This window comes from Paraclostridium bifermentans, from assembly GCF_964259345.1.
Lineage (GTDB): Bacteria > Bacillota > Clostridia > Peptostreptococcales > Peptostreptococcaceae > Paraclostridium > Paraclostridium bifermentans_B.
Window position 1 is genome coordinate 127,782 of sequence record NZ_CAXVJR010000002.1, and the last position, 23,532, is coordinate 151,313.

The 23,532-nt window shown below is 26.0% G+C and carries 23 protein-coding genes; 21 read left to right on the forward strand and 2 right to left on the reverse strand.

The window, feature by feature from the left end; genetic code table 11:
• Positions 1–296 precede the first annotated feature (296 nt).
• From gloA2 to ACEXNK_RS04750, 13 genes are all read left to right on the forward strand, one after another.
• Positions 297–680: an SMU1112c/YaeR family gloxylase I-like metalloprotein gene (gene gloA2, locus ACEXNK_RS04690; protein ID WP_373599264.1), complete on the forward strand. Its 384-nt coding sequence runs from the start codon at positions 297–299 to the stop codon at positions 678–680.
• A gap of 42 nt (positions 681–722) precedes the next feature.
• A complete protein-coding gene (locus ACEXNK_RS04695) occupies positions 723–1,214 on the forward strand; it encodes an NUDIX hydrolase (RefSeq protein WP_373599263.1) in 492 nt (163 codons plus the stop codon).
• 160 nt (positions 1,215–1,374) lie between these two features.
• Entirely contained in the window at positions 1,375–3,075 is a 1,701-nt protein-coding gene (locus tag ACEXNK_RS04700; protein ID WP_373599262.1) for a sigma-54 interaction domain-containing protein, read from the forward strand.
• Positions 3,076–3,589: 514 nt separating this feature from the next.
• Positions 3,590–3,871, forward strand: a complete 282-nt coding sequence (locus ACEXNK_RS04705) for a hypothetical protein (RefSeq protein WP_373599261.1) — start codon at positions 3,590–3,592, stop codon at positions 3,869–3,871.
• Between the two features lie 34 nt (positions 3,872–3,905).
• Positions 3,906–4,277: a hypothetical protein gene (locus ACEXNK_RS04710; RefSeq protein ID WP_373599260.1), complete on the forward strand. Its 372-nt coding sequence runs from the start codon at positions 3,906–3,908 to the stop codon at positions 4,275–4,277.
• Between the two features lie 38 nt (positions 4,278–4,315).
• A complete protein-coding gene (locus ACEXNK_RS04715; RefSeq protein WP_373599259.1) occupies positions 4,316–4,738 on the forward strand; it encodes a hypothetical protein in 423 nt (140 codons plus the stop codon).
• Positions 4,739–4,851: 113 nt separating this feature from the next.
• The gene (locus tag ACEXNK_RS04720) at positions 4,852–5,589 is read left to right on the forward strand and encodes a DUF3298 and DUF4163 domain-containing protein (protein ID WP_373599295.1); all 738 of its coding nucleotides are present in this window, start codon (positions 4,852–4,854) and stop codon (positions 5,587–5,589) included.
• Positions 5,590–5,848: 259 nt separating this feature from the next.
• Positions 5,849–6,283 (forward strand): hypothetical protein, encoded by a 435-nt coding sequence (locus ACEXNK_RS04725; protein ID WP_373599258.1) that lies wholly within the window; start codon positions 5,849–5,851, stop codon positions 6,281–6,283.
• A gap of 473 nt (positions 6,284–6,756) precedes the next feature.
• Complete coding sequence (locus tag ACEXNK_RS04730) at positions 6,757–7,518, forward strand: transglutaminase-like domain-containing protein (RefSeq protein ID WP_373599257.1); 762 nt, start codon at positions 6,757–6,759, stop codon at positions 7,516–7,518.
• 39 nt (positions 7,519–7,557) lie between these two features.
• The gene (locus tag ACEXNK_RS04735) at positions 7,558–8,199 is read left to right on the forward strand and encodes a GNAT family N-acetyltransferase (protein WP_373599256.1); all 642 of its coding nucleotides are present in this window, start codon (positions 7,558–7,560) and stop codon (positions 8,197–8,199) included.
• Between the two features lie 22 nt (positions 8,200–8,221).
• The gene (locus tag ACEXNK_RS04740; RefSeq protein ID WP_373599255.1) at positions 8,222–8,749 is read left to right on the forward strand and encodes a ClbS/DfsB family four-helix bundle protein; all 528 of its coding nucleotides are present in this window, start codon (positions 8,222–8,224) and stop codon (positions 8,747–8,749) included.
• A 45-nt stretch (positions 8,750–8,794) separates the two neighbouring features.
• Positions 8,795–9,352, forward strand: coding sequence for a GNAT family N-acetyltransferase (locus tag ACEXNK_RS04745; protein ID WP_373599254.1), 558 nt, complete (start codon positions 8,795–8,797; stop codon positions 9,350–9,352).
• 133 nt (positions 9,353–9,485) lie between these two features.
• The gene (locus ACEXNK_RS04750; protein WP_373599253.1) at positions 9,486–9,719 is read left to right on the forward strand and encodes a hypothetical protein; all 234 of its coding nucleotides are present in this window, start codon (positions 9,486–9,488) and stop codon (positions 9,717–9,719) included.
• 126 nt (positions 9,720–9,845) lie between these two features.
• Here ACEXNK_RS04750 and ACEXNK_RS04755 read toward each other — a convergent pair whose 3' ends face one another.
• Positions 9,846–10,160 (reverse strand): hypothetical protein, encoded by a 315-nt coding sequence (locus tag ACEXNK_RS04755; RefSeq protein WP_373599252.1) that lies wholly within the window; start codon positions 10,158–10,160, stop codon positions 9,846–9,848.
• Positions 10,161–10,420: 260 nt separating this feature from the next.
• Here ACEXNK_RS04755 and ACEXNK_RS04760 point away from each other — a divergent pair, with 260 nt between their 5' ends.
• On the forward strand, positions 10,421–10,678 hold the full coding sequence (locus ACEXNK_RS04760; RefSeq protein ID WP_373599251.1) for a hypothetical protein: 258 nt from the start codon (positions 10,421–10,423) through the stop codon (positions 10,676–10,678).
• A 177-nt stretch (positions 10,679–10,855) separates the two neighbouring features.
• Here the strand turns inward: ACEXNK_RS04760 and ACEXNK_RS04765 are convergent, their stop codons facing one another.
• The gene (locus ACEXNK_RS04765; RefSeq protein ID WP_373599250.1) at positions 10,856–11,455 is read right to left on the reverse strand and encodes a DUF4352 domain-containing protein; all 600 of its coding nucleotides are present in this window, start codon (positions 11,453–11,455) and stop codon (positions 10,856–10,858) included.
• A gap of 279 nt (positions 11,456–11,734) precedes the next feature.
• On the opposite strand from ACEXNK_RS04765, the gene ACEXNK_RS04770 reads away from it, so the two are divergent.
• The 7 genes from ACEXNK_RS04770 (at position 11,735) to ACEXNK_RS04800 (ending at position 23,515) form a co-directional block, all read left to right on the forward strand.
• Entirely contained in the window at positions 11,735–16,687 is a 4,953-nt protein-coding gene (locus tag ACEXNK_RS04770; protein ID WP_373599249.1) for a hemoblobin-interacting domain-containing protein, read from the forward strand.
• A 149-nt stretch (positions 16,688–16,836) separates the two neighbouring features.
• Positions 16,837–17,874 (forward strand): FAD:protein FMN transferase, encoded by a 1,038-nt coding sequence (locus ACEXNK_RS04775; protein ID WP_373599248.1) that lies wholly within the window; start codon positions 16,837–16,839, stop codon positions 17,872–17,874.
• 83 nt (positions 17,875–17,957) lie between these two features.
• Complete coding sequence (locus ACEXNK_RS04780) at positions 17,958–18,425, forward strand: hypothetical protein (protein ID WP_373599247.1); 468 nt, start codon at positions 17,958–17,960, stop codon at positions 18,423–18,425.
• A 263-nt stretch (positions 18,426–18,688) separates the two neighbouring features.
• Entirely contained in the window at positions 18,689–19,372 is a 684-nt protein-coding gene (locus ACEXNK_RS04785) for a DUF4097 family beta strand repeat-containing protein (protein ID WP_373599246.1), read from the forward strand.
• A 204-nt stretch (positions 19,373–19,576) separates the two neighbouring features.
• Positions 19,577–20,368, forward strand: a complete 792-nt coding sequence (locus ACEXNK_RS04790; protein ID WP_373599245.1) for a hypothetical protein — start codon at positions 19,577–19,579, stop codon at positions 20,366–20,368.
• A gap of 358 nt (positions 20,369–20,726) precedes the next feature.
• Positions 20,727–22,415 carry a glycosyltransferase family 4 protein gene (locus tag ACEXNK_RS04795; protein ID WP_373599244.1) on the forward strand — a complete coding sequence of 563 codons (1,689 nt, stop codon included), beginning with the start codon at positions 20,727–20,729 and terminating at the stop codon, positions 22,413–22,415.
• 8 nt (positions 22,416–22,423) lie between these two features.
• Positions 22,424–23,515, forward strand: a complete 1,092-nt coding sequence (locus tag ACEXNK_RS04800; protein ID WP_373599243.1) for a hypothetical protein — start codon at positions 22,424–22,426, stop codon at positions 23,513–23,515.
• Positions 23,516–23,532 lie beyond the last annotated feature (17 nt).

Sequence of the window (23,532 nt, forward strand, 5' to 3'; positions counted from 1 at the left end):
GTCTATTTTAAGACAGCCTTTTTTTACGCTTAAGGAATGTATGTTTAACCAATATATGTTGATAACTTATATAGTATGGTTATATCAACACTTGCTGAAAGTAAAAAAGGACATTTTTGAGCAATGGACGAAGTCGTTGGCGATATGAAGTGATTCGCACACGTAGTGGCTCAAGCGAAGCGAATTTTTTATGCTTAAAGGAAATTGTAAAATATACATATGCTAATATATTGGATTTTGAATGAAGGTAATATATTATTAAAGTATAAATTATAGAAATTTATTAGGAGAAAAATATGAAATTTAATAAAATACATCATGTAGCTATAATAAGCTCAAATTATCAAGTATCTAAAGATTTTTACGTTAACAAACTAGGGTTAGAAGTAATAAATGAAACTTATAGAAAAGAAAGAGGTTCTTATAAGCTAGATTTAAAATTAGGAGATAGTCAAATAGAATTATTTTCATTTTTAAATCCACCTAAAAGAGTAACAAATCCAGAAGCTTGTGGACTAAGACATTTATGTATAGAAGTAGATTATATAGAAGAAGCAGTGAATGAATTAAATAGTATGGGAATAGATGTAGAGCCTATAAGAATAGATGAAATTACATCTAAAAGATATACTTTTTTTAGAGACCCAGATGATTTACCATTAGAATTATATGAAAAGTAAAATTTATTACAATTAATAAGTAATTAAAAGGGGGATACAATTATGAATTTGGCAACTCATGTAGTTGGAGCTGGAGGAGTTATTTTTAATGAAGAAGGTAAAGTTCTTTTAGTTAAAAATCCTAGAAAGGGATGGGAATATCCTGGTGGAATGGTAGAACAAGGAGAAACGGTAGCTCAAGGGCTTATTAGAGAGATCAAGGAAGAATCTGGAGTAGATGTAGATATTGTAAACCTTGTAGGTGTTTATTCTAATACAAAGAAGAAAAAAGGGTATAATGGGGTTAAAGAAATTCCTACAATTGTAACTATAGATTTTATTTGTAAATATATAGGTGGAAAATTAATTACAAGTGAAGAAAGCTTAGAAGTTAAGTGGTTTTCTATAGAAGAAGCATTAAAAATTATAAATCAAAAACAAATTTATAGATTTAAAAATGCTTTAGAATATAAAAAGCATTTATATTTAAGTGGATATGAAGTTAATTCAGATAATGAACTTGAAGTAAAAGAAGAATACATTTTTATTAGGTAGGATACTAACAGAATTTTAATTATGCAATTATTTCATAATTTTTATTTTAACTTAAAATAAAATTGCAAAATATGAAAAATAAGGTATAATTATAAACTAGTGTTAAAGGGTTGTAATTTGAGAGGACAAAAGGCGAATATAAAGGAGGAATTAAATTTTTATGAAAACTTGTATTTTGAAATTTTCTAATAAAATATTTCATCCTATATTTTTTTTAGACAGCGAAGGTAATACAAACTTTATGAATGAAACAGGGTCTAGATTTTTAAAACATATAAATGAAGAAAAAATTGAGACTATTATAAACACAAAAGACTTAATAGAAGAATGTGGGTATATAGAAAAAGATAAAGTTTACACTAAGACAATTACACTAGATAGATTAAAGTTAGATATCGAAATATATGTATTAAAGGTAAACTATATAGAGGGAGTATCACATATTATATATTTTGGAGAATCTATTTATACATCTGGTGCAGTAAAAGATATTTTAAATAGTATTGATAATGTAATAACTATATACGATAAGTATGGGAATTTACTAAATTATAATAATGCAGCAGAAATTATGGCATATAAAGAATTCAAACTTAATATAGAAAACTTTATAGGAACAAATTCAAACTACATAGTTGAATCTGGATTAAGTAAAGAAACTGTTGTAGGAAATGTAATTGAGTTAAAAGAAAAAGTAGTTAAAAACATAGAGTTTGCAAATGGAAAAGTTATGACTTATACAGGGTTACCGATATTTGACGAAGAGGGAGATGTAAAGAATGTAATGGTAACTGGAAGAGATGTAGAAAAGCTAGTTGAGATAAGAAATAAGCTATTTAATTTAAAAAAGGAAAAAAGCTTAATAAATATTTCTTATGAAAGTACTGGTGAAGAACATCCATTAGTATACTCTAGTAAAGAGATGAAAAAAGTTATGCAAATAGCTAAAAGAGTATCAAAAACAGAATCTCCAGTTTTTATTACAGGTTCATCAGGAGTTGGAAAAGAAGAAATTGCTAGATATATATATGCACATAGTGATAGATATAAAAAAACTTTTATAGCTATGAACTGTGCGGCTATACCATCAGATTTGTTAGAAATGGAATTGTTTGGATATGAAGAAGGTTCTTTTACAGGAGCTAAAAAAGGCGGAAAAAAAGGATTATTAGAAAAGGCAAATGGGGGAACTGTATTTTTAGATGAAATAGGAGAACTTCCTATGGATATGCAAAGTAAGTTACTTAGGGTAATACAAGAAAATAAGTTTATTAAAACAGGCGGAACTGAATATATAGAGGTTGATATTAGATATATAAGTGCGACTAATTTAAGTCAAAAAGATTTAATGGATAATTCTAAGTTTAGGCAAGATTTATATTATAGATTAAGCATTGTACCTATACACATACTAGATTTAAAAGATAGAAAGGAAGATATAATACCTCTTACTTTATATTTTATAGATCAATTTAATCAAAAATATAATAGAAAAACACAAATAAAAGATAGTGTACTTGAAATATTTAAACAATATGAATGGCCAGGTAATGTAAGAGAGTTAAAGAACGTTATAGAGAGAATAATGATACTTGGAGACGGAGAAGAAATAAAAAGTGGTGACTTTTATGACGCTATAAATTTAGATTTTGGACATGAAAAAGGGTTAAAAGAAAATGACTTAAATCTTCAAATTAAAGAAGAAATGACATTAGAAGAAGCTCACCTTATGCTAGACAAGCTTTTAATTGAAAATAGTATGAAGAAATATAAAGATGTAAAGAAAGTTTCACAAGTGTTAGGAGTAAATAAATCTACTATATATCGAAAATTAGAAAAAATAAAAGATAATACTGAATAGTTTAAAACTAATAAAAAAGATTATGATTTGAGTCATAATCTTTTTTATTATGGATGGAATTATTTGAGATATTATTACAAGAAAGTTTTATATCAAAAATTAAGTTGCAAAAATGAGAAAAAAACGCAAAAATGAGAAAAAAATGTCATTATATACATTTTTAAAATTATATAGAAACAAATTAATTATAAAATTAAATGTCTTTATTTCAACTAATACATAATGTTTTTTTAAAAAAATATATATGAAAAACAAACTTGGCATAAAAATTGCTATATATATCTTAGCAATAGATTTTGAAAAAGAAAATAAATTATAACAATTGGTTAGTTTGACATAGGAATAATACAAGAACTCATAATAATCAATAGGTGGTGAATAAAATGGAAGTTTTAGGAAGGGTGGTAAGTTTTACGATAGACTGTACTGATATAAATAAATTAAATAAGAGAATGTCATTAATGTAAAAGATGAAGGCTTATGTATTTATAAAGAATATTTAAAGGAGAATTAAATGAATAGGTTATTATTGACAACCATATTTTTTTTAGCAAATAACATACTATTTTCTAACCCCCCTATATCAGGTGCTCAAACAACAGGTAATGAGCTATTTAGTATTAGAAAAATAAATCTTAGAGATATTCCTCAAGAATACAATATTAATAATGATATTAATGTTGATTTGAAAACAGAAAATGGAATAGATATAGGTGATTTCAATATAAATAAAGATGGGGAAATAGAAGTGTACTTTAAGAGTGGAAAAGGGATAAGTACAGATATAGAAATTTAGGAAAACATGAAATAGAAAGAAAGAGGTTGATAATATGAATAAGAATTTATACTACAATGCATTTAATGATGATTTAACTATTAGAAATTATTTGGCACTAATGGCATGCATACTAAATCCGAGATTAAGAAAAACAGATGCCTTAAAGATTTTTGGAATTAAAGATAATGATAAATTAGAAATTGATCCTGCTGATGGAAAGCTAAAGAAGATGTCAGTTAGAAATAAAAGATATAAAAATAAAATTAGAGTTGTGGATGTTTTATCAGGTGAAGAAAAAATATGTGATTCTATAAGAGAAGCTGAAGTTTACACAAAAGTTGACAGAAATTATATATACACTTATATGAAAAAAGATATTGCTTATAAGAAAAGATATAAATTTTATGTTTACAAAGAGGCTTAAGATTTATATATAAATTAAGAAAGAAGTGGAAAATTGACATGAAGTTAATCGGGACATCAATAAGTTTAGCAATAGATTCTAAAGAAATTAAAAAATTAATATTAAAAGAAGATGGGACAAGCAGGCTTATCATAAAATCCAAAAAGATAGATGATAAGAAAGAATCAATTATAGCTATTGATTTTAATTACGATCATACAAATGATTTAATTACAAGAAGGTTTAATAAAGAGATTATATTTATTTATGGAATATATGAATCGATTAAAGCTAAAAATTATAAACCATTTATAGATATAAGTGTAAAAAAAATAATAATAAAAGATAAAAAAGAAATTATTAAAACTATGAACTATGAAGAAAATTCAGATGAAGAATTTGAGATAAATGATTTAAAATATCTAAGAGATAGGTATAAAGAAATATGTTCTCATGAAAGAAAAGCAGCTTATAAACAGTAGACTCTTATTAGAGAGATGCTGTTTATAGGCTTTCTTTTTATTTAAATTTAGAGAAAATGAATATCTGAGCATATATAGAAGAAAATATAACCAAACTATACATTTTGAAGGGAGTGTTTGTTATTAATAAGTTTAGAAAAATTATATTTATAAGTTTTATAATGATATTTATATCTACATTTTTAGTATGTGCAAGTTCCAAAGATAATAGTTGCTTGGTTATAACAGATAAGAAGATTCAATCAGAAAGTGAGTTTCTAAAAGTAAATATAAAATACCCTGTTTTAAGTTTAAAAGAGACTTGTAAAAATGATGTAGCCAGTGATAATATTGAAAAAATTAATAAAGATATAGCTAGCACAATAAATGATTTTAAAAACAATGTAGAAGTAGCTAGTAAAGAGTATGAAAAAAATAAAGATAATACAGGGATGAAGTATCAGTACGAAGCATTTGCTGATTATAATTATATATACAATAAAGATAATATAGTAAGCATTCCTATAACAATGTATGAATTTACAGGTGGAGCCCATGGGTTCACAACATTAAAGTCATTTAACTATGATATTAAAAATGGAGTTGAAATAAAATTAGGTGATTTATTTAGCGAAGATTGTAATTATACAGAGATAATAAACGGTTATATAGCAAAAGAAATAAGTAAGGATAAGAGTATATACTTTACTGGTGAAGAAGGATTTAAAGGAATAAGTGATAATCAAAACTTTTATATAGAAGAAGACGGAGTAGTTGTGTATTTTGGACTATATGAAATAGCACCGTATAGTAGTGGAATTCCTAAATTTAAGATTAGTTGGGATTTATTTGATGAATGTAGTAAAAAATAAAAATGTATCTCGTTATGGGGGGCGAGATACATAAAAGAACAACGAAAAAATTTATTAATTCTTACAAGTTAAGTATAGCTATATTAATACAGTTTCGCAACCAAAGTTTTAATATTCTACAGCAAATGATAAAATTTAAAGCAAATTTCGAGTTGAAATATTGACGATAGTTACAGTTAATACAAGTTTATTTTATTTATAGCTATTTATAAATTATCCTGATACTATATATTAAAGTACTTTAAAAAGGGAGATAGAAATGGATAAGTATGAAAAAATAGTATATGGAATTATAGTAGCTATGGGTATAGCTTTTATAGTATTTATAAATATGGATTTTACAGGACATAAGATGAAGTTTGAGGAAAATATTATAAAAATAGATGGAGAAGTTATAAAGGTTGAAGATATTGAAAGTATTGAACTTTTAGATGATGTTTATATAGGCAATAAAATAAGTGGAGCAAATACTTTTACTTATTCAAGAGGAAGTTTTAAAGTAGGTGGAAATAAAGAAGGCAGAGTTTATATTTACAATGATAGTAAACCCTATATACAAATAATAACTAAAGACAAACTTTATATATATAATGACAAAGAAGGTAGCGAGACTGAAAAAACTTATGGAGAATTGATTATTAGATACAATATAAAAAGTAATAGTAATGTTGAGATAGGTAAATTTGTAAAGTAATGTAAAATGCTCCCTATGTTTAATAGTTTTATTTGAGAAACTATTAAAATAGGGAGCATTTTATTTTGAGATTGGCAATAACTATTATAGCATATTTTAATATACTTGAGGTTGTAGTAAAAAAATTTAACAATTATAATGAAAATATATACATTAAGGGGATATCACAAGATGATGCTATATAGATTTATGATATAAGAGGGGTTAGCTGCAAGACGAGCTTGTCTTAATATAACTAGATTAGAAGATTAAATGAGATTATAGGTATAATGGAAGAGTGTATAAAAAGTGATGATTAAAAAGAAGCTGAGATAGTCGCTCGAGATCATGTAAAAAATGCAAAAGAGGCTTTTATTGAAGCTTATGAGTTGCCTAAACTTTAGTGGCTCGGTGGTTTAGTATATACGTCGCTGCAACGTATATACTAAACCACCTTCACTAACTAATTTTAGTAAATTTGGGGGGAATTATATATGAAGATTGGTTATGATGTGTTTGGAAAAGCTTATGGGGTGATGCTTAGAAATGATTTACATGAAATTGATTCTGTAGATCATAAGTTTTTAAAGGATATGATTTTAGTTGATGAAGAATCAGTAGAGATACTTTATGGGAATGATACTAAAATTTCTTATGATGTAAGTAAACATGAGATATTTGAATTTGCACAACAGTTTAAAGGAGATAATGATTTTGATACCATAAAGAATGTTTTGAAGTTTACATCTAATATTGCTTTAAACTATGATGTTGATTTTTCGGATATGATTTTTGGTGGAAGAGAAAAGGATATTATAGATAGAGGGACTGATTGGTGTGCAGATATGGCAAGGGTAGGTTGTGTGTTATTACAATGTAATAATATTCCTTGCAGGATAGTACATATTGTTAATACTGAAAAAGCATATTACGGGCATGTTGTTTGTGAAGCTTATTTTGAAGGTAAATATAGTATGTGTGATTTTATACATAATGCCTTTGGATATGATAAAGAACCTATATCTGCTTGGGAAATGAAAAATAATAAAGATTTAGTTACTAAAATTTACTCTAGAGATTGTAAAGATTATTCAAGGGATAATGATTTTGAAGGATTATTTTCAGAAATAGCTATAAATGAATATAATATTGTGGATGAAAATAATAAATATACAGAGTCAAAGCCAAATGAATATACTACAAGGATAATAAATGAAAACCATAGTGGAAGATGGTTTATGGGAGAAGATAATTAACTATAATAAAATGAACAATTATTATTAGAAGGAGAAACTATGAATATAACAATAAGAAATGAAAATAAACAAGATTATAGAAAAGTTGAAGAAGTTGCAAGAGAAGCATTTTGGAATTTGTATTTTCCAGGGTGCAGTGAACATATGGTAATTCATAATATGAGAAATCATCCAGATTTTATACCTGAACTTTCATTTGTAATAGAAGTAGATGGTGAAATCGTGGGAAGTATATTCTATACTCATTCAAAGGTAGTATCAAGTGATGGGACACAACATAAAACTATTACTTTTGGACCAGTAAGCATATTACCAAGTATGCATAGAAAAGGACTTGGGCGTAAGCTTATTACACATTCTATAGAGGAAGCAAAAAAGCTTGGTTATAATGCAATATTAACTTTAGGATACCCATATCACTATGAAACTTATGGATTTGTTGGAGGAAAAAAATATAAAATATCTATGCCTGATGGAAAGTATTATAAAGGATTATTAGTATTGCCTCTTTATGAAGGTGCACTTGATAACATTTCAGGTTATGCAGTTTTCTCAGATGCACTAGAGACTAATGAAGAGGAAGTTGAAATATTTGACAAGTCTTTTGAACCAAAGGAAAAAGGAATACAAGATAGTCAAAAAGAGTATGAAATTGCTTGTTGTATGCTTGATGAAGATTAATAAATAAATTAGGATAATTATTTTGAAGGGTAGCGTAAAAATGGCAGGATATGAGAATAGAAAAGAATTAATTTTAGAGATTTCTAAGAGAGCAAATTTATTTATAGAAGAGTTTAAAGATATTAATGAAGAAGATAAAGATAAATTAATTGATGGGGTTGATAGAACGCCTGATCAAATGATTGCCTACCAGTTAGGATGGATGAAGCTTATACTTGATTGGGAGAAGCAAGAACAAAATGGTAATAAGGTTATAACTCCAACACCAGATTATAAATGGAACAAGCTTGGTGGTTTATATGAAAGCTTTTACAAGGAGTATGAAAATTATAGCCTTGAAGAATTGAGTACTATGTTTATAGATACAAAAGAAGATATTATTGATTTGATTAATAGCTATACAGATAAAGAATTATTTGAAGTAGGTGGTAGAAAGTGGGCATCATCTACTCCATCTAATTGGGCTATATGGAAATGGATTCATATTAATACAGTTGCACCTTTTAAGTCATTTAGAACTAAGATACACAAGTGGAAAAAGTTAAAATAAATGAATGAGATTAAAATAAGATTAGATTGCTAAAAGGGGTATATTATGAAACATAATTTAGTTTTTTCGGATGGATTAGTAACTTTAAAACCTTTAAATATTGAAAGGGACTTCAGTGGTATTATGGATGTGTTTAAAGATGAGAAAATGCATTTATATATTGGGAATAACATTTTAAGAACATCGGATGAAGCAAAAAAACAATTAAAAATATATATTGAAAGCGAATTTATATATTCTTGGGGCATATTTTTAAATGATAAAGAATTTATAGGTACATACTGGATATGCATTCCATCAGAAAATGAAGATAAAAAATTAATAATTACAGATGAAGCACAACGTATATCTGTTAAATATTGGCGTAAAGGGATAACTAAAAGAGCTAGAAATTTAATTTATGATTATTGTTTTAACACATTAAATGTTTATGAAATAAGAGCTCATGCATTTAATAATAATAAAAATTCATGTATTTCTATGGAAAAGAGCGGATTTAAATTACTTGAACAATATAGAGAATACTTTAAAAAGCAAGAAAAAGAATTAACTATGAATCATTACTATTTAAATAAAGAAAATTGGATAAATCATAACAACTAAAAATATTAGTTAGAGGATTGAAGTTCATGGAATAATAAGAAAAGATTTTGGTTTGTAAATTATGGTAAAAATTGTATAAAATATATGTTAGTGGTATAATTTCTATAAAATTAAGTATTTAAGGGAGAAATTTATGGACAATATAGAAGAGTTAAAAAGTAAAAGTATAAAGAAAGATTTAATATTTTTAATTTTATTTACTTTACTTTTGATTGATAAGACAAGTGCTGTATATGAAAGTCATATGAGGATTAGTTTAAATATGTTTCTTTTTATTGTAGATTTGTTCGGAGTTATATTTTATACAAAAGAGATAGTGACTAAGATTAAGTTTAATAAAGAATTACAAAAAAATAATATTAATTAAAATATTAAGGCTAGGTAGATACCTAGTCTTTTTTACGCTTAAAATTATAAAAAAACTAGATAAAAAATAGATACAACTTAGTGATTATACGTTTTTTATACTAAATTGTATCTATTAATTAAATTTCTATATTCGAGTTTTATTATATATAATATATGTAACAATATTAAGCACAATAGTAGCTAAAACTAGTATTGTTGAAACGTTTGCTACTGTACCTAATAAATCCATAAGTGCTGACCAATCTTCTATATTTACTAGATGATTAGCATAATGTATTTGCATACACAAAGATATAGCACATGAACTAATACTAATTATTGAAAATAATCCTAAGTTGTTTTTAGAAGTATTATCTTTACACATAATAGCTATTATAGGCATTATAACTGAAATTAATCCAAATAATATACTTCCCTTATTCAACCAAACATAATCCATAATATCATTCTCCTTTCAAATTTCTAGATTAAAACAATATCTTTGATTATACCACATACTTTATGGAATAAATTTACAATTTTGTATTAGTATATAGCTGTATTAAATTACTTTAAAAAACTTTTCTAAGGTTAAAATTTCTAGTTAGTTATAAAATATACAGTCGAAAAAAGTAGGACGATTTTTAATACTTAATCATAATCTCTTTACTATAATTTAATTAAGAAAAGATGTTTTATTATAGTAAATGGAGGGAGTATATGAAGTTGTTTAAAAATTGGAATCTAAAAAAGCACTTATTTTACTCGTTGATAGCTAGTGTATTATTTGGAATAATAATTTATATTACAATGAGGGTAGAAGGTACATATTTACAAGCATTAGGAGGCTATTCAAGTAATGGCGGATTTTCTATATCATATACTTCAGGAACATACTCTATAGGGATAAGCTGTTTAAGTTTTATAGTTATGACAATACTTTATGCTCCTATAAATTATGTAGTTAATAAAAAGTAAATAAGAATATAAAAAATTCGCTTCGCTCATGTCGCCAACGACTTCGTCCGTTGCTCAAAAATGTCATTTTTTACTTTCAGCAAAATTTTGATATAACTATACTATATAAGTTATCAACATATATTTGTTAAGTATAAATTCCTTAAGCGTAAAAAAAGAGATATGTTAAACATATCTCTAGAAATTAGAATTTTTAAATTCTAGTCGAATATCACCATAATAATTTGCTGGAACCTCAAAAATAAGCTCTTGGGAAAAACTACTATGAGGGCTTAAATCACTTGAAGTACCTAACTGACTCTCTAAATTAATAGGCTTAAAAGTAGATCCATCATCGCACTTTAAAGTAAAGTATTTGCAATCTACATGCTGATTTATATTAGATAAATTCTCTAAAGTTGTATATACATAAAAAAACTTATTACCATCTTTAGGCTTAAGTTTGTCGTTTCCTAAATCATCTCTTGTGTTGTTTATAACTAGCTTAAAAGTTTGTAAATTACTATCAGAATTGATTAATGCTAGGCTATTGTTGTCAGGGTTTGATGTGAAATCTATAAACCATATTACAAAAAATACTGCAAATACACATAGCACATGAATAACCTTGACACTATATTGTTTTTTTACAGGTTTTCTTCTACGTAGTCGAGTATCTCCATTTAATCTTTTTTTCCATTCTTCACTAGATCCCTCAAATCTACGCTCAGGAGCTACACGGTAACTACCATTATACTTAGGCATTCCGTCTTTTCCTATTTTATAATTCTTATACATAAAATCCTCCCCTTGTATAAAAAAGAAATATACAAATGAATTTTACCACAAAAACAAGCTTAAATAAAATGAGAAAATATTTAAAAGTTTGTAATAAATAGAAAATATGCATAATTTCAATCTATAAACACTGTTTATAATTCTAAAAATTTAATATTTTGAAAATAACAAATAAAAAATAAATGAAAATAATTATCATTTTCTATAGACAAATAAGAAAACTTACTATATATTACAAATTAAGGAAAAAATAGAAATTATTACTGGGAGGGATTAATTTTGAATAAAAAAGTAGTAGGAATGGTTGTAACATCAGTGGTAGCAATTTCATCTATAACAATAATTCCAAGTCTTGCATCACAAGATGAAAATAATAAAGCCAAGGAAAATAATGTTTCGATAGAAGAAAGAGTAGAAACTGCAAATACAAAAGTAGATGCAAAAGATAAATCTGTTGAGGGTGAAAATTTAGAACTTGCAAAAGGAGAAACAACAAGTAGTGAAAGTAAAAGTACATATAAAAGTGCTAAAAGAGTAGAATCTAAAAATACTTCAGTAGCACAAAGTAAAAATAGGGTTGTAACAGAGTCGAGTAATACATCGAGTAATAAAAATACACAAAGTTATGTAGTTGAAAGTAAATATAAAAACGAAACAAATAAATCAAACATTACATCAAGTAAGAACATAGAAAGTAATAAAATAGAAAACAAAGATACAAACAAGCAAAATAATAAATTTATAGAATTAAATGAAGATACAAACAAAATAAATAATACACAAAGCAATAAAAGTAATGAAACTTCTAATATAGAAAAGCCTAAAACAGAAAACAAGGACACTAATGAAAATAATAATTTTATAGAATTAAATACAGATACAAATAAAACAAATAATACACAAAGTAATAAAAATAATGAAACTTCTAAAATGGAAGAGCCTAAAACAGAAGATAAAATTACAAATAAAAATGACAATAATACTTCAACTGATAAAAATAAACCTAACACAGGGAATAAAGATAAAATAGAAAAAAGAAGTAGTTTAAAAGCAAGTGATTTAAGAATCTCACCTGCAGAGTTTATTGAAAGTGAAAAAGAACCAGGAAAAGTAGAAAACAAAGTAAAAGTAACTATATCAAATGATACAAAAGCTACTTTTGCAAAAGACATAGATGGTGATGTGGATGCATTGGCATCAGCTAGTGCAATGGGGCTTAACAAAGGATACAAGCTTAATGTAAAAAGAGAGAATGACAAAAATATTACTTTATCGTTAATTGGAAAAGCAGAAAATCATAATGCTAATATAAACAAAGATAAGAGTAAAAATGACTATAATAAAAACGATATTTATGGAGACTTTAAACTTCTAATGCTACCAGAATTCTTTGAAAACAAGAGCGGTGTAGAAAATGGGGGATTATATGCAATTGCAGATATAATATATAAAGACTCAGAACAAGTAAAAGAAAACAATATAGTAAACTTAAGTAAAACTAAGCTAATAAAAGTAGAAGAAACAGGATATGCGGTAGTTACATTAGCTAAAGGAAATATTGACAATACTAAAATAACTATTAACTCTAAAGTGGTAAAACCAACAAGAGTAAATAGTGAAGGAACTATTGTTAAGTTTGAAGTTAACCCAAATGAAATAGCAAAAATAGAGGTAACACAAGGAAATAATAGTGAAGATTTTGTATTAAACGAAAAAGGAAAAGCATTTACTAGAGTTATTGAAAATGAAGCACCAGACAAAATATTAGTATCTGGTCCAATGAGTAAGTTTGATTATCATCAAGCTAACTTTGATTCAAAAGGTAATATAAGATTAAAACCAAACAAAACTACTTTCTCTACATCAAAAGAAGTTGTAGTTAAAGATGAGACATTACCTCAACTTGATATATCAAAAACTAAATTAGGTAATGATGTAGTTATAAATATAGATGAAAATACAGACAATGCTAAGAAGTGGCAAAAGAATATATACAGTATAGAAACTGTAGCAGATAATAATCCTAATATGGCTTCTAAATTACAATACTCTTTAGAAAATGGTAAGATAGTAATTGATAAAAACTCAGCAGCTATAAATGGCAGAAATGGAATACATAATATTAGAATCAAGTCAGAAGGATATAATGATTTAAATACTAAAATAGAAATTGTAAAATCTGCAGGAAAGATATTGTTATCAGGAGATTATAATTTCTATGCAAACAATGAATTACTATTTGAATTAGAAGGATTTAATTATGCAGTAGTAAATCCAATATATGAAGTAAGATTAGATGGAAAAGTACTAGAAGGTAATTGTGAAGATTATCATGTAGTATCTCATTTAATAAGACTGGAGAACAATTGCATAGATAAACTTACAAAAGGTAAACATGAATTAACAGTAAAAGCTCATGGATTTGAAGATTTTAATAGAACTTTCTACTTAGAAGAAGCGCCTAAAGGACTTGAAAATCCTTCAATGGGACATAATGAAAAAATTGAACTTGATAAAATAGAGAATATGCAAATGATAAGTTCAGGTAATAAAAAAGCTGAAAGTAAAGTAGAAGTAGATGCTATAGGAAGTGCAAGTGATAAAGGTAGTTCAAGTGAAACTCCAGATGCAGTAGGCGGAGCAAGTGGAGGTAGTACAATAATAAGAGGAAACATAGTTTATGATTTTGATCTATTATCAAATGCTATGATACTTAATAATTTAGGAATGTCGACTAAAAACTCTAGTGAAGTATTATCTTGGTGGCACGCTATGACTAAGGATGCAGTTTTAACAAACGAATCTACTAAAGTTATAGATTATAAGAAATATAAAAATGCAGTTAATGAAGCTAAGGGTAATGGAGAATATATAACATTTAAAAATTATTATGACAAGATTGAAAAGAGTGATTATTTAAATAAACCATATCAAGTTAAGTACATACTAGAAGATGGATTATTTGGAGTTGCACAAACATATTCTCAAGAAAACTTAAAAATAGCTCCTAAGATAGCTATTAGCGGAAATAAAGAAGATAAAATTTACCTAAGCGTTGAGAATGACACTCAATATCTAAAAGAGCTAGAGAATGTATCAATAGGAATGAATATACTACCTAAAGATGCTTATAAAGTAGAAGAAAATAAAATAACTATAACTGATACATCTTTATTAAAACATGGAGACAACACTATAAAACTACAAGCTAAGGGATATAAAGAAGCCAGTGTAGATATAAATCTATTAAAGAATAGTTCTAAGTTAGAGTTAAGTAAAGATGAAAACAACAACATTATTGTTAAATTAGATAAAAACTATAAAAATGAGATAGAATCTATAACATTAAATGGAAAAGCATTACTGGATGATACTCAACTTGGTGGAAATAGTGGAGATTACGAATATAAAGGTGATAGCCTAGTATTAAGAAGCAAACTATTTGATACTAATAAAGATAGTCAATACACATTAGTTATAAAAGCTAATGGATATAAAGATTCGAAAGCTATGTTTAACTTAAATGATTTAAGTACAAAGGAAGTTGATAAAATTAAAGTTCCAGACTATGTAAAATTAAGTAATGAAAACAAATACTACAAAAACGAAAGCGTTTTAGTTGATGTTGAAAGAATGTTTGATACTAAATACAGAGATGATATAAAAGAAGTATTACTAGATGGTAAAAAAGTAATGTATTCAAATCCAATTGGTAATTTTTATTCTATAGAATTAGGAAGTAAGAACTTTAAGGAAGAAAAAACTTACAAACTTACTATAAAAACAAATAAATATGAAGATTTTAATACTGATATAAAAATAGTAAATAAAGTTGAAAAGAAAGAAGCACCAAAATTAGAGGTTAAAACTGAAAATAATAAAACTATATTTACTTCAAAGGATGATAAATATATAGATACTGTATCAACAGTTAAGGTAGATTATAAAACTATTGATAAAAAAGACTATAGTGTAGAAAATAATAAGTTAACTATATTAGATAAATTATCAGAAGGAACTAAAGTCACTTTTGAATCTGATAAGTATGAAAACTATGTATATGTAGTTCCTAAAGCTGTAGATACATCAAAAGAAAATGATAAAAGTGGAAAAATAAATGTTCCAAATTATGTAGCATTAAATAACGGAAACACTTACAAAGTAAATAAAGATGTTGTAGTTGACCTTAAACATCCTTTTAATAATGAATACTTAAAAGATATAAAAGAAGTATTATTAGATGGCAAAAAGGTAGATTACAAAGAATCAAATAATTATTTTAACTCTATAGTATTAGGAAGTGAAAATTTCAAAGAAGAAAAAACTTATAAGCTTACTATAAAAACAAATAAATATAAAGATTTTAATGCTGATATAAAAATAGGGGAAAAAACTGGTGAAGTAGATAAAACAGAGAAAGAAGATAAAAATAAGCAAGAGCAAAATAAAAAAGATGAAGAAAAACAAGTTATAAAAAAACAAGTTCCGAATGTAGATGAAGATGTACAGGGTGGACTACTTAACAAAGCTAGGTTTACTGCAGACGCTGAGTATATAAAATCTATATCAAAAGTTAAATTAAACAATGAAAATCTTGAGAGAAAAGGTAGTTTAAGTCCAAATGAAGGTTACAATATGGAAAATGGTACTTTAACTATTTTAAATAAGTTAATAGGTGGAGATAAGATTACTTTTGAGTCTGATAAGTATGAGAATTATACATATGTAGTTCCTAAAAAGTCAGTAAATATAGATGTAAGTAGAAATTCAAATAATAAATTTGTATTTAATTCTAATGAGCAAGCTTGGACTAAGTCTGTAGAAGTTCTAGTTAATGGATCTAAGATTAATGCAGGAGAGTTTGAAGCTGATTTTGGAAAGGTAACTGTATTAAAGGATTTACAACCAGGTGATAAGGTGGTTATACAATCACAAGGATTTAATGATTTTGATTACGAAGTATCTTTATTAAAAGCAAATGTTAATGTTAAGAAGAATACTTGGTTTAATAAGAGCTATTCATTTACAACAATTGATAATAGTTGGAAGGAAAATATAACTTCTATTAAGGTAAATGGTGCTGAGATTAGTAAGACTAGTGATTATAGCCCAACTGAAGGATATAAGGAAAACTACAATGGTGGAGTTGATGTGTACAATTCTTTAAATAGTGGAGATACTGTGAGTATTGAAGCTAATGGATATGAAACATTTACTTATGTGGTAAGTTAGGTAACCAAGGTGGGGACGCGAAGGGGGTGTATACAAGTTTTGCTCCATACAAGCTGTAATTCATGCTTGTAAATGTCGCTGCAACTTATATACACCCCCTTCGCTAATTATTCTTGGTTATAATTTGAGGTAAGGATGAAGAGGAAGATATGAAAAAGAGTTTTTTTATAATACCAATTGTATTTGTACTTATGTTAGTTGGATGTAAGAAGAAGGAGTATGAGGCTTATAGTATGGATACTTATGCTATGGGGTCTTATATGAATGTAGTTATATATTCAGATGAGGTTGTTAAGGATGGTGTGTTTGATGAGATTGAGAGCACTATTCATGATATAGATAAGAGGATGTCTATTAATAGTAAGGATATTGTCAGTGAAGTTGATAAGGTTAATGATAGTGCTGGTAAGAGTTTTGAGAAGGTTAGTGAGGATACTTTTTATCTTATAAAGGAAGGTAAGAAGTATACTAAAGAAACTGATAATAATTTAGATATTGCTATAGGCTCTACTGTCAAGCTTTGGAATGTTGGGTTTGATAATGCAAGTGTTCCAAGTGATAAGGCGATTAAAGAGTCTTTAGATCATATAGATATAGATGGTGTTTTATTAGACGAGAAGAGTAGTTCTGTTAAGTTAGCAAAGGAAGGTATGATGATTGATTTAGGTTCTATTGCTAAGGGATATGTTGCAGATAAAGTTAAGGATATTATAGTTGATAATGGATATGAACATGCTGTTTTAAATATAGGTGGAAATATAATGTGTTTAGGAGAAAAGTATGATTTAAAGCCATATAAGATAGGTATTAGAGATGGTAATAAGTCTAGTAAGGACTATCTTGGCACTCTTGAGATTGTAGATAAGTCTGTTGTAACTTCAGGTATTTATGAGCGTAATTTTATTCAAGATGGTAAGTTATATCATCATATATTAGATAGTAAAACTGGATATCCAGTTGAGAATAATATTTTAGGAGTTTCTATAATTTCAGAAAACTCAACTAAGTGTGATGCATTATCAACTGCTGTATTTTCTATGGGATTAGAAGATGGACTTAAGTATGTAAATAATAAAGATGGTATAGAAGCTATTTTTGTAACTAAGGATAATAAGATTTATCTAAGTGATAATATAAAAAATGATTTTAACCTTACATCACAGGATTATGTTATTGCCAATTTATAAAAGAAATTTTATAGGATAAAAAAGCTTTAATAGAAGAAAATAATACCATGAGAATTATTAAAAATAATAAGGTGGTATTTAATATGAAATTAAAAAAATTAGCATCACTTGTTGTTATAGGTATGTTGAGTTTAAGCACGGTTGGTTGCTTTGATGAGCAAGAAGAGAAACAAGATGTTGAAAATGAAGATACTAAAATTAATCAAGGTGTAAGTAATATAGATTACCAGGTTGCATCTATTGATAACATGGAGGAAGACGGAATAGTCCAAGAAACTATAAATATAGTTGTTGAAAGTGAAGACTACAATAGTGGTCAGCTGTATCAAATTGCACAAACAGAAGTGTTAAAGTACACAGAGGATAATGATGTGAACTCTATAACTGTTGAATTTTACACAGATAAAGAACACATACATAAAGGGCATGATTTAGGTGAGGTTATATATGCGCCTAATGGGAAACTAGAAGACGCAGACAAAGTTAAATCAGGAGATTACACTAACTTTAAATTTGTTGATAATTTAAAAATTGTAAAACCTAGTAATTAAAATTAAAAAAACTATCTTGAAATATGTGGCGCTCATCGGCGAATATATAAGTTTTGCTCCATACAAGCTGAAAAGATGCTTGTAAATGTCGCTAAAACTTATATATTCACCATTCGCTAGCTATATTTTAAGATAGTTTTTTTGTGTAAATAATGAGCGACAAAACTTAGGGATAGCTTTTCATGTTACCAAATAGTTTGTTGATTTACCAAGTATTGTAAGGTAAGCTAAATATATATAATAAAAGATTAAGGGATGATTGGATGAAAAAATTATATTTACTGCTAACAATAATAATGTTTAGTTTGGTAGGGTGTTCTCAAGAAGATGATAGTATTCAGACCAAGAGTTACACATCTAAAGAACAAGTTAACTCTATTAAAATTAGTGAAGTAGATGCAAATACTAAACTAACAGTATCAAATGACAATGATATACATGTAAAATACTGGGAAGGAGATCATGATAAATATAAAATTGAAGTTGAAAATAATAAATTACTTGTTGAAAAAGTAGAGTCAAATAATGAAGATTTAAATTTAACTGATAAAACTACAGAAATACAAATTCCAAGCAAAATTTATAAAAATATAGATATAAAAAATTTAAATGGAGATATAGATGTAGAGTCAATTAAAGGGGAAAGTATGATTTTATATAGTACTAATGGAAATATAGAAGTTGAAAAAACAAATAATGATAAATTAGATATTAAAAGTGAAAATGGAGATATAAGTATAGATTCAATTGAAGGTAAAGATATTAATCTATACGATAATAATGGAAACATATCTGGAGATATAAATGCTAAAGAAGATGAATTTGATATACGAAGTAAAGTTGAAAATGGGGAGAATAACTTAGTTAATCAGATAAACAACAAAGATAAAAAATTAACTGTTCAAAATAACTGTGGGGATGTGGAAATACAATTTAATTTTTCTTAAATTATTAAATACAATTAATTAAATTTATTAAACAAGCACATGGGGAAAATGTTTTTGAAGTATAATTGTATATTTAAAAAAATATAATATTATAAAATTAAAATATATGCAATAAATTACAAAATTCGACAAGTAAAAAGTATATAATAAAAGTGCTTGATATATAAATCAAAGAAAAATTAAATAGCAACAAGGAGATAAGTAATGAAGTTAAATCAAAAAGTGTTATTAGTATTTTTTATAATACTTAGCATAGGGGTAATAGGGTGTTCAAAAAAAGTAGACGATGAAATTGGCAAAGTGGAATTTGGTAAATTAGCGCAAAAGTCAGAGGAACAAGATATTGATGTATATGAAGAAATTAACCAAGAAGATCATATAGATGAAAGTGAAATTATTGCAGACCTTAAGGCAAAAGAAGCTAATATAGATAATAAAGAGAATAGCAATGAGAGTAGTAAAAAAGAATATTTAGAAAATGATAAAAAATATAAAGAAGAAAACTATGAAGATAATAATGAAGATAATAATGAAGAAGAATATGTAGACGATCCAAAAGAAGAAGTGATAGACAATAATATAAGTCATAAAATTAAGCGTTTAAAAAATGTATATTATTATACAGAAGAAAATAAAAGTGAAAGTATTGGAAAGCAAGTATATGTAGCAGAAGGTAATAGTTATTACCATGCTATACCTAACTGTCAATACTTAGAAGGTGCAGAAACAAAATTAGTAACTCTTACAAAAAATACGGATAAATATGAATGTAATTGCTGTACTAATCCTGTTGAATATGATCCAAGCAGTAAAACAAGTTATGAAAAAAATATTGAAAAGAGTGAACCAACTAAAGGTCGTATCGTATATATAACTGATGGAAATAGTTATTATCATAGTTCACCAAGTTGTAAGTTTTTAGGTGGATCACATGCAAGAGCAGTTGGGATAAATGAAGTAGGTGAAAAATATCCTTGTAACTGTGTAGAATATTAATTAGTAGGGACTCGTATTTTAACGAGTCCCTTTATTTATGTAAAGATAGAAATTAAATCTTTTAGTGCTAAAAATAACCATCTTAGTCCAAGTTTATTGATTTTAGAAAACTAATATAGTATAGTTACAAAAAATATTCAAAATCAATAGCAATAGTAATAGGATTTATCGTAATAATTTTAAATGTAGTTATTAACTTGGATAATATATAAAGTAGATCATAGTTTTTTAGATAAGAAGAGTTATTATCAAAATAGTATAAACTATTCTTATCTAAAAAATAAATTATAGGTTGTATAATAACAGAGTAGTAAATTTTATATTTAAAAATATAAAGATTTTCAGGAGGAATTAATTAGTGAGTATTTTGAGAAGCATAAATGACATAAACTCTATAGTTCAATATATTGAAAGTAAAACTATAGAAGATATTATAATAGATTTATCTAATTTATATAATATGAAAACAGAAGAAGTAATAAATTGTCCTATGGGGTTATATTCAAAAGAAAAAACACAAGCAAACTATTACTTAGTAATATCAGATATAAAAAACAATATATATAAATATGAATGGCTATATCATCGATTAGGAGACATAGAATCAAAAAATGCACTTCTTAACTTATTGAGATATAGAATAGTTGCAAATATAGAGTTTTTAACAGAAATACATAATGAAAATAATGATAAAAACTTTGAAAATAATATAATAAACTGTGAGGCAAATGCAATAATTGAATCTCAAGACTATATAAAAAATGATTTTCCTAAACTTGCAATTAACATCGATAACATAGTATCAGATATATGGGAGATACCGTTAGTAATAGATTCGATAAATGATAACTATGAATTTTATATAAGAACTAATAAACAAACAAATTTCTTTGAATCAGTTCTATATACCTTACCCAAGGATACAAAAACAAATCATGAAAAAAACAAAGGACTTTATATGATACCTTATATAGATGATTACATAACTAACGTTCGATTAACAAAGGATGTTTGTTTAATACCTTATTTCATGCATAAATTAAGAGGATATAACTCTGTTATAGTATCTGAAAAAGAAGAAGAAAGACCGTATTTAGATAAATATCTAAAAGGGTTAAAAATAGAAGTAACTAATTCGAAACTACCATTTTATGATGGAATATTAAATTATATAGCTACTAACTATAAAAAAATGGATGTATTGATGCTGTTTGGAGCATACCATACTTACTTTGATAAATTAGATTTTTATAGAAAACTAAGACCAGATGGTAAAGTATATTTAAAACTTGATGCAAACTCTGGATGGATGGACTCTATGAACTTTGAAGATTATAAATTAAAAACTTTTTTAGAAAAAGTAGATGTAATCAGTGTTGAAAGTAAAGCAATGAAGAAATATTTAAGCACTAAAATACCATATAAAAAAATAGAGTATATTCCAAATGGATATTATGATTATTTAAAATGTGAAGAAGTAAAATACGAAGAAAAAGAAAATAACATTATAACTGTTGGGAGAATTGGAACAAAAGAAAAAAATAATGAAATTTTGCTAGAAGCCTTTAAATTAGTATCAGAGGAAATACCTAATTGGAATTTAAAACTTATAGGAGAGATAGAGCCAAGCTTTTATGAATATATAGAAAATTATTTTATAGAAAATCCAAACTTAAAAAATAGAGTAATATTTACTGGAAACATAGAATCTAAAGAAGAACTTTTTAATGAGTATAGAAAGTCTAAGATATTTGTACTAACTTCTCCTAAAGAAGGTGGAAGTCCGAATGTATATAGTGAAGCTGCGTTAAATGGAAACTATATAATTACGTCTAACATAGATGCAGCAATAGATATGACAGATAATCAAAATATAGGGGACATATTTAACCTAAATGACACTATGGAATTAAGCAGTATATTATTAAAAAGATGTAAAAATGAAAAATATATTGAATCTAAATGTTCATATATACAAAATTATATAAAAACATATTTTAATTATGAAAAAACAGTTTTAAAGATAGATTATTTACTTAATATGTAGGAGGCGTTATGGCAAACTTAAATTTTCAAAGATTAAAAGTTAAATTAGTAGAAATGTGTAAGACAGATGAGATATTAATAGATTTTCAAGATTATAAATCTAATATATCATCTATGTCTTTGACTAATAAAAATAATTCAAGCACAGTAATAGACAAATACATAGAAATATTTGGAAAAGTTAAATATGAAGGTGGAGAAGATGCGGATTCAATACTTTTTATATTAACCTTGATATTTAAAAACCTTATGAGTACTAATAAGCCAATAAAAGTACTTGAAGTTGGAAGTAGAGATGGATTCATAAGTAAATATATATTAGAAATATTAAATTATTTCAATGAAGAAAATGAATTGACTTGCATAGATACTTTTAATGAACCGGCAAATAATTATGGAATGTTTAACTGTACAAATTCATTTGAATTATATAGAAATAATATAGGTTCTGTTGGAACTGTAGAAAATATAAATACTATAATTGGTCACCCAATACGTGTTTGTGAACAACTTAAGAATGATTGTTACGATATTATATATATAAATTATAAATATAGTGATAGCATATTTATTGAAAAATATATAAATAAGTTAAAAGAAAATGGATTATTGCTAATAGGTTTAAATAATGATATGAACAAACTAAATGATTATAAATATAAGTATTCATGGAAAGATGTTAATATAAATCAAAACATTATTGTATATAACACTATTACAAAAAATGAAAAAGAATATTTTGAGATGGAGTCAGCGGATTATCAATATAAAGCAGTTTTTAAAAATATATATGAAGCTAAGAACTATTTAATAGATGATATAAAATACATAGTAAATAATATTGATGATTTATCTATAGAAAATAAGATTGATAGCTGTATAAATCTAGTTAATAATATGGAAGAAATACTTATACAAGTTAATGAAAAATTAATTAATATAGATTTAAAATATTTTGCTAATGAGGTTAAAAACTCATTATTAGATGTGAAAATTTCACTACAAGATAAAGGTTTAGTTCAAATATTTGAAAAAGACTTGATAGAAGCTACAAATGAACTAGATAATTTAATAGATATTGAATTTAAAAACAGATTTTAGACAAAGAGGGAAAATTT

What these genes read in the sequence shown, in the direction of transcription:
- gloA2 (WP_373599264.1), top strand. Translation starts at nt 297, where the DNA reads ATGAAATTTAATAAAATACATCATGTAGCTATAATAAGCTCAAATTAT.
- ACEXNK_RS04695 (WP_373599263.1), top strand. Translation starts at nt 723, where the DNA reads ATGAATTTGGCAACTCATGTAGTTGGAGCTGGAGGAGTTATTTTTAAT.
- ACEXNK_RS04700 (WP_373599262.1), top strand. Translation starts at nt 1,375, where the DNA reads ATGAAAACTTGTATTTTGAAATTTTCTAATAAAATATTTCATCCTATA.
- ACEXNK_RS04705 (WP_373599261.1), top strand. Translation starts at nt 3,590, where the DNA reads ATGAATAGGTTATTATTGACAACCATATTTTTTTTAGCAAATAACATA.
- ACEXNK_RS04710 (WP_373599260.1), top strand. Translation starts at nt 3,906, where the DNA reads ATGAATAAGAATTTATACTACAATGCATTTAATGATGATTTAACTATT.
- ACEXNK_RS04715 (WP_373599259.1), top strand. Translation starts at nt 4,316, where the DNA reads ATGAAGTTAATCGGGACATCAATAAGTTTAGCAATAGATTCTAAAGAA.
- ACEXNK_RS04725 (WP_373599258.1), top strand. Translation starts at nt 5,849, where the DNA reads ATGGATAAGTATGAAAAAATAGTATATGGAATTATAGTAGCTATGGGT.
- ACEXNK_RS04730 (WP_373599257.1), top strand. Translation starts at nt 6,757, where the DNA reads ATGAAGATTGGTTATGATGTGTTTGGAAAAGCTTATGGGGTGATGCTT.
- ACEXNK_RS04735 (WP_373599256.1), top strand. Translation starts at nt 7,558, where the DNA reads ATGAATATAACAATAAGAAATGAAAATAAACAAGATTATAGAAAAGTT.
- ACEXNK_RS04745 (WP_373599254.1), top strand. Translation starts at nt 8,795, where the DNA reads ATGAAACATAATTTAGTTTTTTCGGATGGATTAGTAACTTTAAAACCT.
- ACEXNK_RS04750 (WP_373599253.1), top strand. Translation starts at nt 9,486, where the DNA reads ATGGACAATATAGAAGAGTTAAAAAGTAAAAGTATAAAGAAAGATTTA.
- ACEXNK_RS04755 (WP_373599252.1), bottom strand. Translation starts at nt 10,160, where the DNA reads ATGGATTATGTTTGGTTGAATAAGGGAAGTATATTATTTGGATTAATT.
- ACEXNK_RS04760 (WP_373599251.1), top strand. Translation starts at nt 10,421, where the DNA reads ATGAAGTTGTTTAAAAATTGGAATCTAAAAAAGCACTTATTTTACTCG.
- ACEXNK_RS04765 (WP_373599250.1), bottom strand. Translation starts at nt 11,455, where the DNA reads ATGTATAAGAATTATAAAATAGGAAAAGACGGAATGCCTAAGTATAAT.
- ACEXNK_RS04775 (WP_373599248.1), top strand. Translation starts at nt 16,837, where the DNA reads ATGAAAAAGAGTTTTTTTATAATACCAATTGTATTTGTACTTATGTTA.
- ACEXNK_RS04780 (WP_373599247.1), top strand. Translation starts at nt 17,958, where the DNA reads ATGAAATTAAAAAAATTAGCATCACTTGTTGTTATAGGTATGTTGAGT.
- ACEXNK_RS04785 (WP_373599246.1), top strand. Translation starts at nt 18,689, where the DNA reads ATGAAAAAATTATATTTACTGCTAACAATAATAATGTTTAGTTTGGTA.
- ACEXNK_RS04790 (WP_373599245.1), top strand. Translation starts at nt 19,577, where the DNA reads ATGAAGTTAAATCAAAAAGTGTTATTAGTATTTTTTATAATACTTAGC.
- ACEXNK_RS04800 (WP_373599243.1), top strand. Translation starts at nt 22,424, where the DNA reads ATGGCAAACTTAAATTTTCAAAGATTAAAAGTTAAATTAGTAGAAATG.